Origin of the sequence: Mucilaginibacter sp. 14171R-50, from assembly GCF_010093045.1 — a bacterium.
Classification (GTDB): Bacteria; Bacteroidota; Bacteroidia; order Sphingobacteriales; family Sphingobacteriaceae; genus Mucilaginibacter.
Genome location: NZ_CP048115.1, coordinates 1,507,085 through 1,522,102, shown reverse-complemented (window position 1 = coordinate 1,522,102; position 15,018 = coordinate 1,507,085). Strand labels below are relative to the sequence as shown.

Here is a 15,018-nt window from a genome sequence, read left to right as displayed (position 1 = left end):
AACATGATGCGGGTCATCCGGCGCCATGCGCCTACTCATACATACAGTTCCTGATAATATTGCCTGGCCAGGCGATCGCTGTCGAAAGCCGGCACAACATCTCCGTAAGCCGTACCTGCCATCCGGAACCATTTCTCAGGATTATCGTAATACATAGGCAATACTTTTTGCTGCAGCACTTGCAGCATCGCTTTATTCTCCATCTCATCTTTTTGAGGTTCCTGCAGTTCTTGCGGCGCCGTCGGGATCAGAAAACAGTTCACCAGGTCGCGGGCAAATTCAGCTACCCAGCCGTCAGCGATGGATAGGTTCACTGCCCCGTTCATAGCCGCAGTCATCCCACTGGTCCCCGAAGCTTCGTGGTAAAGGCGCGGCGTGTTCAACCAAAGGTCTGCACCTTGCTTTAAAAGTGCGGAAAGGCGCAATTCATACCCGGTGAGTACAGCGCAATTGCAAAAAGCAAACGTCCGGTTTATCAATTGGTTAAATTCCCCGGCTCCTGGCTCGTCGCCCGGATATGGCTTTCCTGCCCAAATCAATTGTACAGGATATTTCGTCTGTGTAACCAGGTTTACAAAAGCCTGCCAATCGGCCATAAGCAGTCCGGCACGCTTATAACCCGCAAAGCGCCTCGCCCAAACAATCGTTAACACATCTTCGCGGAATAGTTTGCCGCATTGATCTGCAACAATCCGGAATAGTTCGCGCTTTAACTCTTTCTTACGGCCGGCAAAGCCCTGTACATCCTTTGATTGCAACTGCCGGCTTATCTGCATATCGGCCCAATAATCGCGGTTTTGCGCGTTGGTGATAGGGATGAGAGGGCAAATACCGGCATTGGCGCCCCACATTTGCTGCGCTATTTGAGTATGAAGCTTTGAAACGCCATTGGCCTTCCGCGCGAATTTGAGGGCAGTCAGCGTGTAGTTAAATTGTTCTCCCTCCAGCTGGAGCAATTCCCTAACCTCTGTTACGGTGAGGTGATAGAAAAAGGACATTGTTTCCAACAACGCAAAATTATGCGCTTCATTACCTGCCATCTCCGGCGTATGGGTAGTGAACACTACCCTTTTTTTTACCTCTTCGAGATTTTTGAATTTATCATACAGGTAAAAGTTTAAGGCCACCGCGTGGCCTTCATTCATATGGTAAACATCTGGCGTAAGCCCCAAAATATCGAGCATTTTAGCGCCCCCGATACCTAAAACGATATTTTGTGCGATGCGGGTCGCCTCGTTTGAATCATACAGCCGATGGGTGATCGACCGGGAAAGCTCGTCGTTCTCCGGGATATCCGTGGTGAGCAAAAATAAGGGCGCGCAACCAAAAGTTGCCGGTGGCAAAAGGTAAGCTTTGACATGGACAGGGGACTGGTGAACAGTTATGCTGAAGGTGACATTAATATCTTTTAGAAAGGAATAGTGCTTTTCAATAAAAGCGTCTGCCATATGGTTTGTTGCATCGCGCACCTGGTCATAATAACCATATTTCCATAGCAACCCCACGGCGACGAAGTTTTGCTGCAGATGATAAGCACTGCGCAGGTGCGAGCCGGCCAGGAAGCCAAGGCCGCCGGCGTAGATCTTTAACGATTGGTCTATCGCGTATTCCATGGCAAAATAGGCGACCGATGTGCGGTACTGGTCGGCCGGTGTGTAAGCAAATAATTCAGCTTTGTCCATCTGGTGTTGTATTGATGTTACGCCCGGCGATTTCCGCTTTTAACTTCGCCGGTATCGGCCGGCAGCCACAATTTTGCTGATGCGCCAGGTGCCAGCATATCCGCTGGTCGATGGTGGCGTTTTTCGGCATCACGTTCATCTTATGCCAAGCTTTGTTAATCATTTTCATAAGGTGTTAAATGGGTTTCGTCGTTCCATTTCCAGTCTTTGATCTCGGGCATATCATCCAGGTGCTTACAGATATATTGATGATGCCGCTGAAGCATAGATTGGCAATATGCGGTAAAGGTATCTGCGTAGGGTTGAAAGCCGGCTATCCGCTTCACGGCTTCCATCGCCAGGTGATATCGGCTCATATTATTTAGTACCACCATGTCAAATGGCGTGGTGGTTGTGCCTTCCTCGATATAGCCGCGAACATGGAAGCGGGCCGGGTCGGGCCGACCGTGTACCAGGTCGTGTATGATGCGCACATAGCCATGAAAGGCAAACATCACATGTGCTGTGTCTGTAAACAAACTGCTGAATAATTCGGCACTCATACCGTGCGGATGATAAGCTTGCGGTGATAGGGCCATCAGGTCGATCACATTGACGACGCGTACCTTTATTTGCGGCAGGTGGTGCCGCAGCAGCCATGCCGCCGCCACCGTTTCCAAAGTAGGCACATCGCCGGCGCAGGCCAGTACAATATCCGGCGTTTCAGCGCCGCAATTACTTGCCCAATCCCAAATGGAAGCGCCTTGCGCCGAATGCGTGATCGCGTCAGCCATGTTCAGCCATTGCAGTTCCGGCTGTTTGCCAGCTACAACTACGTTTACGTAATCACGGCTACGCAGGCAATGATCCATGACAGATAGCAATGTATTGGCATCGGGGGGCAGATAAATACGCACTACCGCGCTTTTTTTGTTCACCACCGTATCAATAAACCCTGGCCCCTGGTGGCTGTAGCCGTTATTGTCCTGCCGCCATACATGCGAGGTCAGCAAGTAATTTAATGATGCTACCGGTTTACGCCAGGGCAGTTCGCGCGCAGTTTTTAACCACTTGGCATGCTGACTCACCATAGAATCTACTATCGTTACAAATGCTTCATAACAGGGGAATAATCCATGCCGCCCGGTCAGCAGGTAACCTTCCAGCCATCCTTCACAAAGGTGCTCACTCAGTACTTCCATTACCCGACCGTCAGGAGAAAGCTTATCATCTGCAGGCAGCGTTAATTCCATCGTACAACGCTCCGTGACCTCAAAAACAGCCTCCAGGCGGTTCGATGTCGTTTCATCCGGGCAAAAGAGCCGGAAGTTCCTTTTATCCGCATTCAAGGTAAAAATATCCCGCAGGTACTTGCCCAAATTACGGGTGCTCTCCGCTTCTAGGGTTCCCGGCGTACCAATATCAAGACCGTATGTTTTAAAATCAGGCAGCACCAGATCAGTTAGTAACAACCCTCCGTTTGCTTGCGCAACTGCGCTCATGCGCTTATCCCCTTTTGGAGCAAGCTCCGCCAGTTGCGGCAACAGTTTTCCCGTATCGTCAAAAAGCTTTTCAGGGTGATAGCCGCGCAACCAGTTTTCCAGCAGTTCGAGTTTTTCCGGATCTTCACGCACACCGGTAAGCGGTACCTGGTGAGCACGAAAGGTGCCCTCAATAGGTACCTCTTTCCAGGCCTTTGGTCCCGTCCAACCCTTCGGTGTCCGCAAAATAATAACCGGCCAAAGAAAAGGATAAGAAAGTTTTTTAGCCCTGGCTGATAGTTGTATAAGCCTTATTTTATCGTAGGCAGCATCCAGAGTTCTCGCCATTTGCTCATGCACCACGAGCGGGTCGTCGCCTTCAACAAAATAAGTAGCGTAGCCATAACCGGCAAAAAGCGCTGTAAGCGAAGCGTCGCTCATGCGCGCAAGCACTGTGGGCCCGGATATTTTATATCCGTTTAAATGCAGAATAGGCAAAACTGCCCCATCCGTTGCCGGGTTTAAGAAAGCGACTGACTTCCAGCTGCCCTCTAATGGGCCGGTCTCCGCTTCCCCGTCACCGACAACACAGGCGACAATAAGGTCCGGATTATCAAACGCTGCTCCGAAGGCGTGTACCAATGAGTATCCCAGTTCGCCCCCTTCGTTAACCGAACCCGGGGTATGCGCACTTACATGGCTGGGAATACCACCCGGCGTTGAGAATTGCCGGAATAACTGACGCATACCTTGCTCATTCTCGGGCACAGCCGGGTAAATTTCGCTGTAGGTACCCTCCAAATAGGTGTGGGCTATAACAGCCGGCGCTCCATGTCCCGGTCCGCAAACATAAAGTATAGCGGCGCCGGTGTTTTTGATCAGCCGGTTCAGGTGAACATACACCAGGTTCAGCCCAGGCGACGTGCCCCAATGCCCCAGTAATCTTGGCTTGATATCTGCTGCTTTCAATGGCTGTTTAAGCAACGGGTTCTCCTGCAGGTAAATTTGCCCCGCTGCAAGATAGTTCGCTGCTTGCCAGTAGGCGTGTATCGATCGAAGTTCTTTTTCGTTTAATGTGTTCATAATCTTAAAGGTTACCGATTAACGTTTTGGCGTGTTTGGCCATGATAGCGGCCTCATTGGTTTTCAACACTCCTATTTTTACTTTACTGCCTGATTTTGATATCCATTTATGCCCGGCATTATTGCGCCGCCGGCTGAGTTCCAGCCCCATAAACTGCAGGCCGTGGCAGCACTGCTCCCTAACGAGCGCAGCATTCTCGCCAATCCCTCCCGTAAAAATCAGCACATCCAGGCCGCCCATAGCGGCAGCTAAGGCGCCGATAAATTTTTTTACGGTGTAACAGAAAAGTTCGATAGCTTGTCCGGCTTTTTGGTCGCTTGCAGAACGTTTTACCAAACTTTCCATATCTGCGCATCCGGCAATGGCCTGTAACCCGGACCGCTCACTCAGTAATTCATCAATCTCATCTGCTGACAATTTTTCGTTTCGCAGCAGGTACAGGATCACCCCGGGGTCGAGATCGCCGCTGCGTGTTGCCATCACCAGACCGCCTAACGGACTAAAACCCATTGTGGTATCTACACTTTTACCATTACACACCGCCGCCATGCTTGCCCCGCTGCCCAAATGGGCGATAATCAGTTTCTGCCCCACCAGTTTTGGATGCTTTTGTAACAGCGTTTTCAGGATAAACTCATAGGATAAGCCATGAAAACCATAGCGCATCACCCCCTTTTCACGGTAGCTTGCGGGCAACGGGTAATATTTGGCTTGCCCGGGCAGGTGGCGATGAAAAAAGGTATCGAAGCAAGCTACGGCCAGCGCTTCAGGAAAATTTTCCTGAAATGCCTTTATAGCTTTTATTTCAACCGGAAGATGGTTGGGTGCGAGATAGGAATAATGTTGAAGGTCGTTCAGCAAACTGTCGCTGATAATTTCTGGCTCCCGGTGTTTTGGCCCCCCCTGAACAATGCGGTGCGCCACAACCCGGATAGTATAACGGTTGGAATGATTGTGAAGCCAACCGGTCAGTTCCCGAATACCGGCGGCCACACCAGCCTGCGCCAATGGGTAATTGGCCAAATATTCGCCCCCTTCATCTTGTATGATAAAGTGCGTTTCACCGGAAGTATCGGTCTTCACCGAACCGGATAAAGCGGGGTGCAGGTTTTGCATACCGAATAAACAAAACTTAAGGCTTGAAGACCCGCAGTTGACAGTAAGTATGAACTGATCATTCGACGTTGTCATGCTACGAAATTATTATTCGCAGCGCGGCTAAAATATGACCATCAGCACGGCCGGTAATGATCTGCCGGCGTGTTCGGCTAAAAGAAGCGCAAAGCCGGCTCAAGGTTGCGCTGCTGCGATATATAATTACAAATGTTTACAAATTTACTGTGTATTTTAAGCAGTGGTTTCATCGTTGAAGTTTCCGGGAAAAACCAGCATCGGTAACTGTAAATGGCGTAACTCCTTAAAAGTTTGGCTGTTGCCCAACAAGCGACTGAAGAAATCATGATGGTAATTGATCATGGCCAGTACATCCGCCTTTTTATCCTGGCAAAACCGATCAAGCCGATCCCGGATATCTTTACCCTGCAGGTCGTGACATTGGAAATTATTAAAACTTAAGTTATTCAGAAAAAGTTCGAACACCTGCCTTTGCTGGGCTGTAAGCTGCGGTACCTCATCGCTGGTTTGAATATGTACAACATCCAGCCGACCGCCAATAACCGCTATCCATGCGCTTAAATAGCGTAACGCGCAAAGATCTGCGGACCGGTAGTCGGTTGCCAGCACAAAGTTGTTAAGGGGCTTGATCGGCTTATCCCCCGGAATGATCAGTACAGGTCTGTTGGCAGATTTTATGACGGAACGCGTTTCGCTTCCGGTTAGTAAATGATTAATCAAGCTACCCTCCGGGGCTCCCATCACAATCAGTTCGATGGCTTGTTCGTTAAGCAGCTTTTTGATATTACTACCCAGATTACCCTCGCCGGTGAGTATCTCGATTATCGGGCCTTTTCCCTGCTCGGCCAGTAAGCTGGTTCGCACTTGCGTTAACTGACCGAGACTCTCTTCGGCAAACAAATTTTCTGTCTCCGTTACAAATCCGCCGCCTGCATAATTAGGAACAATAGGTATGGACTCGACGGTATTATACAGCAGAATACTAGTTCCGCGTTGGGTGGCCAACACGTTTGCATACTGAGCAGCGTTGTAAGAACTGGCACTAAAATCTGTTAAAACTAGAATCTTTTTCATGATACTGCGGTTTATATCCCAAATCTGAACAATGTTTGTTTATCGAAGAATGACTTCGGTCAATAGCTACGCTGATGTCAGGCATCCGGCACAACAATACGGCCGTCTTTCATCTCTATTACACGATCGGCGTGTTTGGCGAAATCAAGGTCGTGCGTAACTGCCAGTACCGCTATGTTCTTTTCGTGGGCCAGACGACTGAAAATATCAAACACCAACTTAGTGTTGCCGCTATCCAGGTTACCGGTTGGCTCGTCGGCCATAATGATCATCGGCTCGTTGATTAGTGCCCGCGCTATGGCGATACGCTGCTGCTGCCCACCCGAAAGCTTGCCGGAAAGTTGGCGCGCAAAGGGCTCCATCTCCAGTTGACGCAATTGTTGCAATGCCCGCTCCTCTATCTCTGCTTTATCCCATCGCCCGAGTTTTAAGGCGGGAAGCATCACATTCTCCAAAGCGGTAAACTCGGGCAGTAAAAAATGAAACTGGAAAACGAAACCGATGTGCCGGTTGCGAAACAATGCCAGGTCGTTCTGCGACAGACCGGTAACCTGCTGCCCATTGATAGTGATCACCCCGGTATAATCAGTATCCAGCGTACTCAGTAAATAAAGCAAGGTTGATTTACCACAGCCAGACTTACCGATAATGGGGACGAATTCGCCCTTATTGATATTGAAAGAGATATCCTGCAGCACCCGGAATTCCTCGGGTTCGTGGAAGTACTTATTCAAATTCTCGGCGGTTAGTGCTGCTGTCATCCTCTTAATATCATTACGGGGTCTATCTTAGCAGCTTTGAGCGACGGCATTAAGCCGGCAACCAGCGGCGTAAGCGAGCCGAATAGCAACCCAAAAAAATAATGTGCAGGCTCAAAAGCTACAGGGAAATATTTCAGGGCAACGTACTCGTTAGGCGGAAAGGGCACGCTGGACAAGGCATAAGCTAACATAAAGCCCAGGCCCATGCCGCTCAGGGCTCCCAACAACCCGATAAATATGGCCTGGCTCAAAAAAATCTGCATAATGTCTTGTCCGGCAAAGCCCTGAGCCTTCAAAATAGCAATGTCCTTCATTTTATTATTAATGGTCATGTTCATAATATTGTAAATGCCAAAGCCGGCCACAATAAGCAATGTCACGCTTACCACATAAGTGAGTGTATCACGCACCAGGTTAGATGTCTTGACAGAGGCATTTGCGGTTTCCCAGTCATCTGCTTTATAGCCAAACTGGCTATTCATTGCCTTGGCTACCCACGCCGCCTTACTATGGTCATGTAGCTTTATGCTGATGTCTGTAATATAACTTTTGTCCTTCCCCAATAGTTGCTGGCCGCTGGCCAGGCTAACATAGCTGCGTACATTATCAATTGCGCTCATGCCGATGCGGAAAATACCGACGACCCTAAAGCGCATCAGCATGCCATTGGGCGCCGCCAGACTGACCAGATCACCCAACTGCACATTTAACTTCTGTGCCAAACCGCTACCCATTAAAATTCCTTTATCAGCGGTTAGCAAATCCTCCGGCATGCCGCTAACCATCTTCTCTTTAAGATCAAACATCCGCGACTCATCCAGGATGTTAACCCCGCTGATGTTACCATTGATCTGAACCGGCCCATAGTTGTAAAACACCAGTGTGCTAACCATCGGCGAAATCCCTGATATCAGTGGATCCTGCCGGAGCCTGGCTATAATGCCGACGGCATTTTTCAGATTAAGCTTTATTTGTCGCGGTTTTGGATGCGCCACGCCTACAGATACCGGCTGGCCTTTAAAGTAATCTCCGGCTATTGAATGGCTGTAATCCGTACTGATGTCATTGTACAGGTGTACATCTGGCGTAAAAGAAAGCATGGTGCGTTCCATAAACTGGTTCACCCCGATCATGAAACTGATCATAAGGATAAACATCGCGATGCCGAACGTAACACCCAACATAGCAACCAATGTCTGCTTTTTGCTGGCCATTAAATGCCGCCTTGCAATGAGTAGATTTACAGACATGCTATTTTGGGTTAAAAGGGTCAAGGATAGCGGTATGCCTGGTTGCCCCGCTGATAATTTCAATTTCGTTCGTCGTACGGATACCGGTTTTTACCGGTTTAGTAATTATCCGTCCGTTTTGGCGCACACGGATACTGTCGCCCGTCATGAGCAAAGCCAGCGGGATCGTCAGGCAATTCATTTTCTTTGCGATAATGATATTGGCTTCAACGGAACTATGAAGATACGCGGGGTCATTACCTTCGGTAAACAGCGCATCTACCCGAAAGGTCTGGTCTGTTTCATTCATCACAGGATAAATCCGGCTGATCTTTGCCTGGTAAATATGCTCGCCGCTGGCGTCGGTTTTCAAAAGTACCTGCTGGCCGGCCCTGATCTGACGGATGTCTTCCTGGTCAACAGCCAATTGAATAAGCCTTGTTCCAGATCGCCCCAAAAGTGCAACGGGTTCGTTCATCTTAACCGCTTCACCTTTTTCCTTAAATAGCTGATAAACGGTGCCGCTACTCTCGGCACGTATAAAATAATTTTCCAGATCAGACCTGGAACCGGCCGCCATGCTTTCCGCATTTTTCATGCTGACCTTCAGATCGTTCAACGTCGACCGGTATTTTTCGCGGGCCGATTGTTTTTGATTATAGGAAAGCTCATATTGCGTTTGCGCGTTATCCAGATTTACCCTGGTGCCGATATTCTGAGCCCACAGGTTTTGATAGCGGATGTATAGTAAGGAATCGTTGTGGAATTTGAGATCTGCATTCTGCTCGGCGATCTTCAGATCGTTTAAAATGCGCGAACGTACAGAAATATTTTCCCTTGCATTCAGTAACGCGCTGGCAGCCGCTTCCATTTTTGCCGCCGGGGCGGTATGCCGTAAAATATAAATGACCTGGCCTTTTTTGATTTGGTCACCTTCCTTAACAAGCTTTCCAATAACCGTTCCGGAGATGAGAGCGCCCACCGTGTATTCACTATCCGCCATGACCTTGCCGGAAGCATAAACTGTTTGCACGATCGTCATGTACCGCGGGTATGTAATGCGCTGTTGCTGACAACCTGCAACAAGAACAGAAATTAATAATAGTACTGACTTTTTTGACATAGCTACTGTTTAATGCAGCCGAAAGCTGCGCTGTAAATTTGTAGGTAAGCTGTATATAACAGAATGATCATTATCAGCTTTTATACTGGCTTTCATCAGCAAACGCTACAATACCTTCAACGATATTTGACTATGAACGAATCTGAGATTGTGTTTCTGGATGGGCCGCAGTCGCGGTGGAAGGAACTAAAATTTGCTTTTAAGACCTTGCGCGAAATGATAGTTGGTTTTCGGGCGCTGCATTTTATCGGGCCCTGCATTACTATTTTTGGCTCCGCGCGTTTTGCCGAAGACCATCCCTATTATGCCATGACCCGACAGGCAGCAGCTGCCTTTGCGCAGCTGGGGTTTACCATACTCACCGGCGGTGGCCCCGGCCTGATGGAAGCGGCAAACCGTGGCGCAAGAGATATAGGGGGCCGTTCTGTAGGCTGTAATATACAGCTTCCGGTTGAACAATCCCCTAACCCTTACCTTGACAAATGGATACGGCTGGAACACTTTTTCGTGCGAAAAATACTGCTTGTAAAATATTCGTACGCCTTTATAGTGATGCCTGGCGGCTTTGGTACGCTTGATGAGTATTTTGAAGCGCTTACGCTGATACAAACCAGGAAGATAAAAGATTTTCCGGTGGTGATTTTTTCCAAAGCCTACCACCGGGAATTACTGGCGCATATGGAAGCCATGCAAAAGGAGGGCACCATCGGCCCTGCTGATGCACGGATGTTTCTTGTAACAGATAGCATTGAGGAGGCGGTTGAAATGATCAGGGAAAAAAGCATCAAACCCTTTGGTTTACAGCCTAAAAAGAAACCAAAACCCTTCCGGTTCTTATTTGAACGCGGCTGATCGATGTTAAGCATAACCTTAAACCATTTACAATGAACAAAACAACAATATTTGAGGCGCTCTTTGAACGGGCCGCTGATGGGCTGTTGGTTACCGACAGAGATGGCAACATCCTGTTAGCCAATCCTGCTTTTTGGTCGTTCTTTGGGTGGAAACCTCATAAAGACGTGCAAATAGGGCAGTTTCTGGATGGCCAAACCAGTCAGCGGTTGCTGTCGTGCGATGTGGCACAAGAGTTTACCGGCATTAAAAAAGACGGCACAAAATTTCCCGTATTTTTTTCCCTGGTGCGGGTTCCGGGTGATGACGACCACTATTACATCGGACAGGTTCATGACCTCAGCCGTGAAAAAAGTAACGCGAGCTCATTAGCAAGGGAACAGCAGTTAGGTCAGTTAAAAAGCCGGCTTGTGTCTATGGCATCCCACGAGTTCCGTTCACCATTAAGCCAGATCCAGCTCTCTGCCTCGCTCATCGAACGCTATTATCAGCGGCTTGATCAAAGCAAGATCATGGCGCATTTGCAAAAAATACGCCTGGCAGTAAATGATATGACAGATACACTTAACGATTTCCTATCCCTGGAACGCATTGAGGCCGGAACCTTCCAACCCGATTTAAGAAAGTTTGACCTGGTTAATTTTGGAGAGGACCTCTGTGCCCAGATGCGGCTAATGGCCGGTAATCATCAGTTACTGTACCAGCATAACGGAAGGGAACGCCTGATAAATTCTGACCGGAACCTGCTGAAACATTGCGTGATAAACCTGCTATCCAATGCGTTTAAATACTCTGCCCTGCCCGGCAAGATCTTCCTTCGGACACAGATAAATCCCGAAGGATACGTAATCACCGTTAGTGACCGAGGGATAGGCATTCCGCAGGATGAACAAAAAAAGCTATTTGAACCATTTTTCAGGGCAAGTAATTCCGGGGCAGTATCGGGTACCGGGCTGGGCTTGCATATCGTTAAAAATTACGTACGCCAGCTTGGTGGGGAAGTGCGTGTACGAAGCCACGAAAATAAAGGATCAACTTTTAGCTTATCGTTTCCGGCGCTGCCGGCTCAAATAGCATCAAGCGTACATCCTGTTGCATAATTTCCGCATAAATACCTAACTCATCTTTAACTTTTACCCGGAAAGCATCCTGTACACCAGGCTCGCCGTGTACCAAAAATACACGTGGCTGGCTGGCAGCTAACCGGCTGAGCCAATTTAACAATTCCCGTTGATCGGCATGTGCCGACAGCCCTTCTATCTCTTTAACCTGAGCCCGCACCGGGTAATATTTGCCGTGTATCTTTACTTCGGGGGCTTTGTTCGCCAAGGCGCGGCCACGCGTGCCTTCGGCTTGAAACCCAATCAGCAAAACCATATTTTTACTGTCGGGTAAATACTGCTTAAGATATTCCAATACCCGCCCGCCTGTTAACATGCCGCTGGCGGCCAATATAATCTTGCTTCCCCTGCGGCGTATGATCTTCTTTGTTTCTTCATAATTTTCATTAGTGGTTACTCCGCTGAACATGCGTGCGCATTCCTTTTCATCAATGATAAACCATTGAGGATGGTGAAGCAATGCTTTTCCTGCGGCCGCCGCCATGGGGCTGTCCAGGTAAACCGGTACAGTCCTGGGGATAATATTTTGCATTTTTAAGCGGTAAATTAGGTGCATAACCTCTTGCGCACGGCCAACGGCAAAACAAGGGATAAGGATGTTTCCCTTATTAAAAAGCGTATCGTTAATCAGCATTGCCATTTCTTGGGCCGTATCCGCTGCGGAATGCAGCCGATCGCCATAGGTGGTCTCCATGATTACAAAATCAGCATTGGTGAGCCGTGCGGGCGGCGGAAGCAATTCAGAATGTTCGCGGCCGATATCGCCCGAAAACAACACATTTTTACCATAACAGTTAAAATTAACCGAACATGCCCCGGGGATATGACCGGCAGGGAATAAGGTAAAAGACAAATGTTCGCTCAATGTTATTTCAGATGCTGTTGCACATACTTTAAACAGTGGCAGCGCAGTTTCAACATCAGCTACTGTATAAAGCGGCTGCGCCGGATGATGTTTACTAAAACCATGCCGGTTGGCGCGGGCAGCATCTTCTTCCTGTAATTTTGCGCAATCTCTCAGGATGATCTCGGCCAGGTCGCGTGTTGGGGCGCTCATATAAATTGGCCCGCGATAGCCGTTTTTTACAAAAAGCGGAATATAGCCGCAGTGGTCCAGATGCGCATGGGTAAGTACCATAGCCCCAACGCTTGCGGCAGCAACCGGCGGCTTGTCCCAATTGCGCTCACGTAACGTTTTGATGCCCTGGAAAAGTCCGCAGTCTATCATTACCGTCATACTTGGGGTAATCAGCAAATGTTTAGAGCCCGTAACCGTACCAGCCGCGCCCAGCGATTCCAGGTAAACTGCCGAAGCGCTGTTATGTTGCTTTCTTCCCATGCCGCAATATCAGGCTCTGCTGCTGATGGAAAGTTGACCGAGATCACCCATATGCGTGATACCGGGCAAGGAATACCTATTGAGCCCGGATCTGTCTGTTATCTACGTTCCGGATGCCGAATTGCTGCTGTAACCGGCCCAAACACTCCAGCCATTCGGCCGGTGGCGGCCCCGCAGGTACAGTGGGGTAATCTAAAGCAGTTGCAGGCTGGCTTAATTCAAGGAACATGGCTTCAAGCCCCGCAGGCACCAGGTGAATTAGTACCCTGGCGGTGGGGCTCAGTACTTTAAATGTGTGCTGAACCCCTTTTGGCAGATGCAAAAATTCTCCAGCCTTAAGTTGGTATTGTTTGCCATCTGCAGTAAACAGCATCTCTCCTTCCAGCAAGTGAAAGGACTCATCTTCGTTGGTATGTACATGAGCTGGCGGCTCCATGCCCTGGCGCAGGTTGGCTTCTATCAGGCTAAACTGCCCCGCTGTATCTGTAGCGGTAGCCAAAAACACCCAGTAACCGCCCATATAATATCGCGCCCGCCCAAGTCTGTTTGTTAATTGGTATATCGTTGTTGATGGTTGCATACACTAAAGTTAACCCGTTCCATTTTTAAAAATGTTGACCTGGATCAACAAATCAACCCCGCAGCAACCTGGCTTTGATACGGCTAAGCGTTTCAGTCCGTACCCCCAGATAGTTGGCAATAAGATGTTGTGGTACACGCAGAAGTAATGAAGGCCTGGACTCCATTAACTCGCGGTAAAGTGTTTCGGGTGGTTCGCTTTTTAAACGGTTTGCAGCTTCCAGTAACCTGGCATGGTCAGCGGGATACTTTTTCAAAAAATATTGCTGATACCATGAAAATAGCGCAATGCCGCGGTCTACGTTCTCTATCGTAATGCCCAGTATCTGGCAGGGTTCAAGCGCCTGTAAGTAAACGTTGGTGGGCATACGGCTGCGCATGCTGCCTAATTGCCCTGCCCAGTTGCCCTCTTCGTTGAATAATATGGTCTGCTCCCGGCCCGATTCGTCCAATATGAACTGCCGCAAACATCCCTGAACTACGAAAGGGCTATACCGGGGCACCTCGCCACTTTTATAGAAATACTCGCCTTTCCGAAGAGTGAGTGGCACAAGTAATTTTAAAAATTCATCGAAATCCGCATCAGGAAAGGACACGTAGGAACGAAGATGCTGCAGAAAAATGCTGGTATCCATCAGTTAGGAAACTATATGAATTAAAATTAATAAGCATTTCGCGATAAAACAATAGTCCAACCGCTTTAGCCCGGTGCACCGCTTAGCATCAATTAAAACTATGACCACCGTCATAGCCTAAACCTGTTTAGCTTACGACCTTCGATGGAAAAAGACGATCATGAATTTATTGAAAAACAAGGTAATACTGGTGACTGGCGCGGGGTCCGGAATTGGCAAAGCAATTGCACAGCGGTTCGCTCTTGAGGGAGGAAAGCTTATGCTGGCCGACTTGCACCAGGGAAATATTGAAGCTGTGGCACGCTCGATCACCAACCAGGGCGGCAGCGCCAGTTGCTTCGCAGCTGATATTGCGAACCCTGGTGATGTAGAACAGTTGTTCAAGCACACGCTGAACACTTATGGGAGCCTGGATATCCTGGTCAACAACGCCGGTATCATGGATAACTTTACGCCGGCAGCCGAGCTGAGTGACGAACTTTGGGCCAAAGTGATAGGTACTAACCTGAATGGATCGTTTTTTACGTGCCGCAGTGCCTTGAAGCTCTTCCTGCAGAATGGGCACGGCCGCATCATCAACATCGCTTCTATAGGTGGCTTTTGCGGCGGCCGGGCAGGAGCCGCCTACACGGCGTCTAAGCATGCCCTTATTGGCCTTACCCGCAATATTGGTTACCAGTATGCCGGCAAAGGCATACAGTGTAACGCCATTGCTCCGGGTGGTGTAGCTACCAATATCCTTCAAGGTATACAGCCCGAACCCTTTGGTTATGAACGGATGAACGCGGGCACCGGGAATATTCCGGAAAGCGCCCAGCCCGATGCGATCGCTGAACTTGCGCTGTACCTGGCCACTGAAGCGTCAGGGTTTATTAATGGCGCGGTGCTGGTTGCCGACGGTGGCTGGACCGCTTACTAAACCGCTTTCATCCCACACAATAAAAA

Annotated in this window: 14 protein-coding genes; 3 read left to right on the top strand and 11 right to left on the bottom strand. The window is 48.9% G+C overall.

Features of this window, described 5'->3' with window-relative positions; translation table 11 throughout:
• Positions 1–35: 35 nt before the first annotated feature.
• From glgP to GWR56_RS07060, 8 genes are all read right to left on the bottom strand, one after another.
• Positions 36–1,682, bottom strand: coding sequence for an alpha-glucan family phosphorylase (gene glgP / locus GWR56_RS07095; protein WP_162430437.1), 1,647 nt, complete (start codon positions 1,680–1,682; stop codon positions 36–38).
• The gene (locus tag GWR56_RS07090; protein ID WP_162430436.1) at positions 1,669–1,851 is read right to left on the bottom strand and encodes a hypothetical protein; all 183 of its coding nucleotides are present in this window, start codon (positions 1,849–1,851) and stop codon (positions 1,669–1,671) included. Before GWR56_RS07090 ends, glgP begins: the two co-directional genes overlap by 14 nt.
• Positions 1,838–4,225 (bottom strand): phosphoketolase, encoded by a 2,388-nt coding sequence (locus tag GWR56_RS07085; protein ID WP_162430435.1) that lies wholly within the window; start codon positions 4,223–4,225, stop codon positions 1,838–1,840. Before GWR56_RS07085 ends, GWR56_RS07090 begins: the two co-directional genes overlap by 14 nt.
• Before the next feature lie 4 nt (positions 4,226–4,229).
• A complete protein-coding gene (locus GWR56_RS07080; protein WP_238395324.1) occupies positions 4,230–5,342 on the bottom strand; it encodes an acetate/propionate family kinase in 1,113 nt (370 codons plus the stop codon).
• A 231-nt stretch (positions 5,343–5,573) separates the two neighbouring features.
• A complete protein-coding gene (locus GWR56_RS07075) occupies positions 5,574–6,434 on the bottom strand; it encodes a universal stress protein (RefSeq protein ID WP_162430433.1) in 861 nt (286 codons plus the stop codon).
• Between the two features lie 77 nt (positions 6,435–6,511).
• Positions 6,512–7,195 carry an ABC transporter ATP-binding protein gene (locus GWR56_RS07070; protein ID WP_162430432.1) on the bottom strand — a complete coding sequence of 228 codons (684 nt, stop codon included), beginning with the start codon at positions 7,193–7,195 and terminating at the stop codon, positions 6,512–6,514.
• A complete protein-coding gene (locus GWR56_RS07065; RefSeq protein WP_162430431.1) occupies positions 7,192–8,445 on the bottom strand; it encodes an ABC transporter permease in 1,254 nt (417 codons plus the stop codon). Before GWR56_RS07065 ends, GWR56_RS07070 begins: the two co-directional genes overlap by 4 nt.
• Position 8,446: 1 nt before the next feature.
• Positions 8,447–9,547, bottom strand: coding sequence for an efflux RND transporter periplasmic adaptor subunit (locus GWR56_RS07060; protein WP_162430430.1), 1,101 nt, complete (start codon positions 9,545–9,547; stop codon positions 8,447–8,449).
• A gap of 132 nt (positions 9,548–9,679) precedes the next feature.
• Between GWR56_RS07060 and GWR56_RS07055 the strand changes: the two genes are divergently transcribed.
• Together GWR56_RS07055 and GWR56_RS07050 are read left to right on the top strand one after the other, a co-directional pair.
• A complete protein-coding gene (locus GWR56_RS07055) occupies positions 9,680–10,399 on the top strand; it encodes a TIGR00730 family Rossman fold protein (RefSeq protein ID WP_162430429.1) in 720 nt (239 codons plus the stop codon).
• A 32-nt stretch (positions 10,400–10,431) separates the two neighbouring features.
• Entirely contained in the window at positions 10,432–11,499 is a 1,068-nt protein-coding gene (locus GWR56_RS07050) for a PAS domain-containing sensor histidine kinase (protein ID WP_162430428.1), read from the top strand.
• Here the strand turns inward: GWR56_RS07050 and GWR56_RS07045 are convergent.
• The 3 genes from GWR56_RS07045 to GWR56_RS07035 all read right to left on the bottom strand — a co-directional run bounded on the left by GWR56_RS07045 (position 11,438) and on the right by GWR56_RS07035 (position 14,073).
• Positions 11,438–12,859 (bottom strand): MBL fold metallo-hydrolase RNA specificity domain-containing protein, encoded by a 1,422-nt coding sequence (locus GWR56_RS07045; RefSeq protein ID WP_162430427.1) that lies wholly within the window; start codon positions 12,857–12,859, stop codon positions 11,438–11,440. The genes GWR56_RS07050 and GWR56_RS07045 overlap by 62 nt on opposite strands.
• Positions 12,860–12,935: 76 nt before the next feature.
• The gene (locus GWR56_RS07040; protein WP_162430426.1) at positions 12,936–13,439 is read right to left on the bottom strand and encodes a cupin domain-containing protein; all 504 of its coding nucleotides are present in this window, start codon (positions 13,437–13,439) and stop codon (positions 12,936–12,938) included.
• Between the two features lie 52 nt (positions 13,440–13,491).
• A complete protein-coding gene (locus GWR56_RS07035; protein WP_162430425.1) occupies positions 13,492–14,073 on the bottom strand; it encodes a Crp/Fnr family transcriptional regulator in 582 nt (193 codons plus the stop codon).
• Positions 14,074–14,233: 160 nt separating this feature from the next.
• Between GWR56_RS07035 and GWR56_RS07030 the strand changes: the two genes are divergently transcribed.
• A complete protein-coding gene (locus GWR56_RS07030; protein ID WP_162430424.1) occupies positions 14,234–14,992 on the top strand; it encodes an SDR family oxidoreductase in 759 nt (252 codons plus the stop codon).
• The last annotated feature ends 26 nt before the right edge of the window (positions 14,993–15,018 follow it).

Coding starts and splice junctions, on each gene's coding strand:
- glgP (WP_162430437.1), bottom strand. CDS start 1,682: ATGGACAAAGCTGAATTATTTGCTTACACACCGGCCGACCAGTACCGC.
- GWR56_RS07090 (WP_162430436.1), bottom strand. CDS start 1,851: ATGAAAATGATTAACAAAGCTTGGCATAAGATGAACGTGATGCCGAAA.
- GWR56_RS07085 (WP_162430435.1), bottom strand. CDS start 4,225: ATGAACACATTAAACGAAAAAGAACTTCGATCGATACACGCCTACTGG.
- GWR56_RS07080 (WP_238395324.1), bottom strand. CDS start 5,342: ATGCAAAACCTGCACCCCGCTTTATCCGGTTCGGTGAAGACCGATACT.
- GWR56_RS07075 (WP_162430433.1), bottom strand. CDS start 6,434: ATGAAAAAGATTCTAGTTTTAACAGATTTTAGTGCCAGTTCTTACAAC.
- GWR56_RS07070 (WP_162430432.1), bottom strand. CDS start 7,195: ATGACAGCAGCACTAACCGCCGAGAATTTGAATAAGTACTTCCACGAA.
- GWR56_RS07065 (WP_162430431.1), bottom strand. CDS start 8,445: ATGTCTGTAAATCTACTCATTGCAAGGCGGCATTTAATGGCCAGCAAA.
- GWR56_RS07060 (WP_162430430.1), bottom strand. CDS start 9,547: ATGTCAAAAAAGTCAGTACTATTATTAATTTCTGTTCTTGTTGCAGGT.
- GWR56_RS07055 (WP_162430429.1), top strand. CDS start 9,680: ATGAACGAATCTGAGATTGTGTTTCTGGATGGGCCGCAGTCGCGGTGG.
- GWR56_RS07050 (WP_162430428.1), top strand. CDS start 10,432: ATGAACAAAACAACAATATTTGAGGCGCTCTTTGAACGGGCCGCTGAT.
- GWR56_RS07045 (WP_162430427.1), bottom strand. CDS start 12,859: ATGGGAAGAAAGCAACATAACAGCGCTTCGGCAGTTTACCTGGAATCG.
- GWR56_RS07040 (WP_162430426.1), bottom strand. CDS start 13,439: ATGCAACCATCAACAACGATATACCAATTAACAAACAGACTTGGGCGG.
- GWR56_RS07035 (WP_162430425.1), bottom strand. CDS start 14,073: ATGGATACCAGCATTTTTCTGCAGCATCTTCGTTCCTACGTGTCCTTT.
- GWR56_RS07030 (WP_162430424.1), top strand. CDS start 14,234: ATGAATTTATTGAAAAACAAGGTAATACTGGTGACTGGCGCGGGGTCC.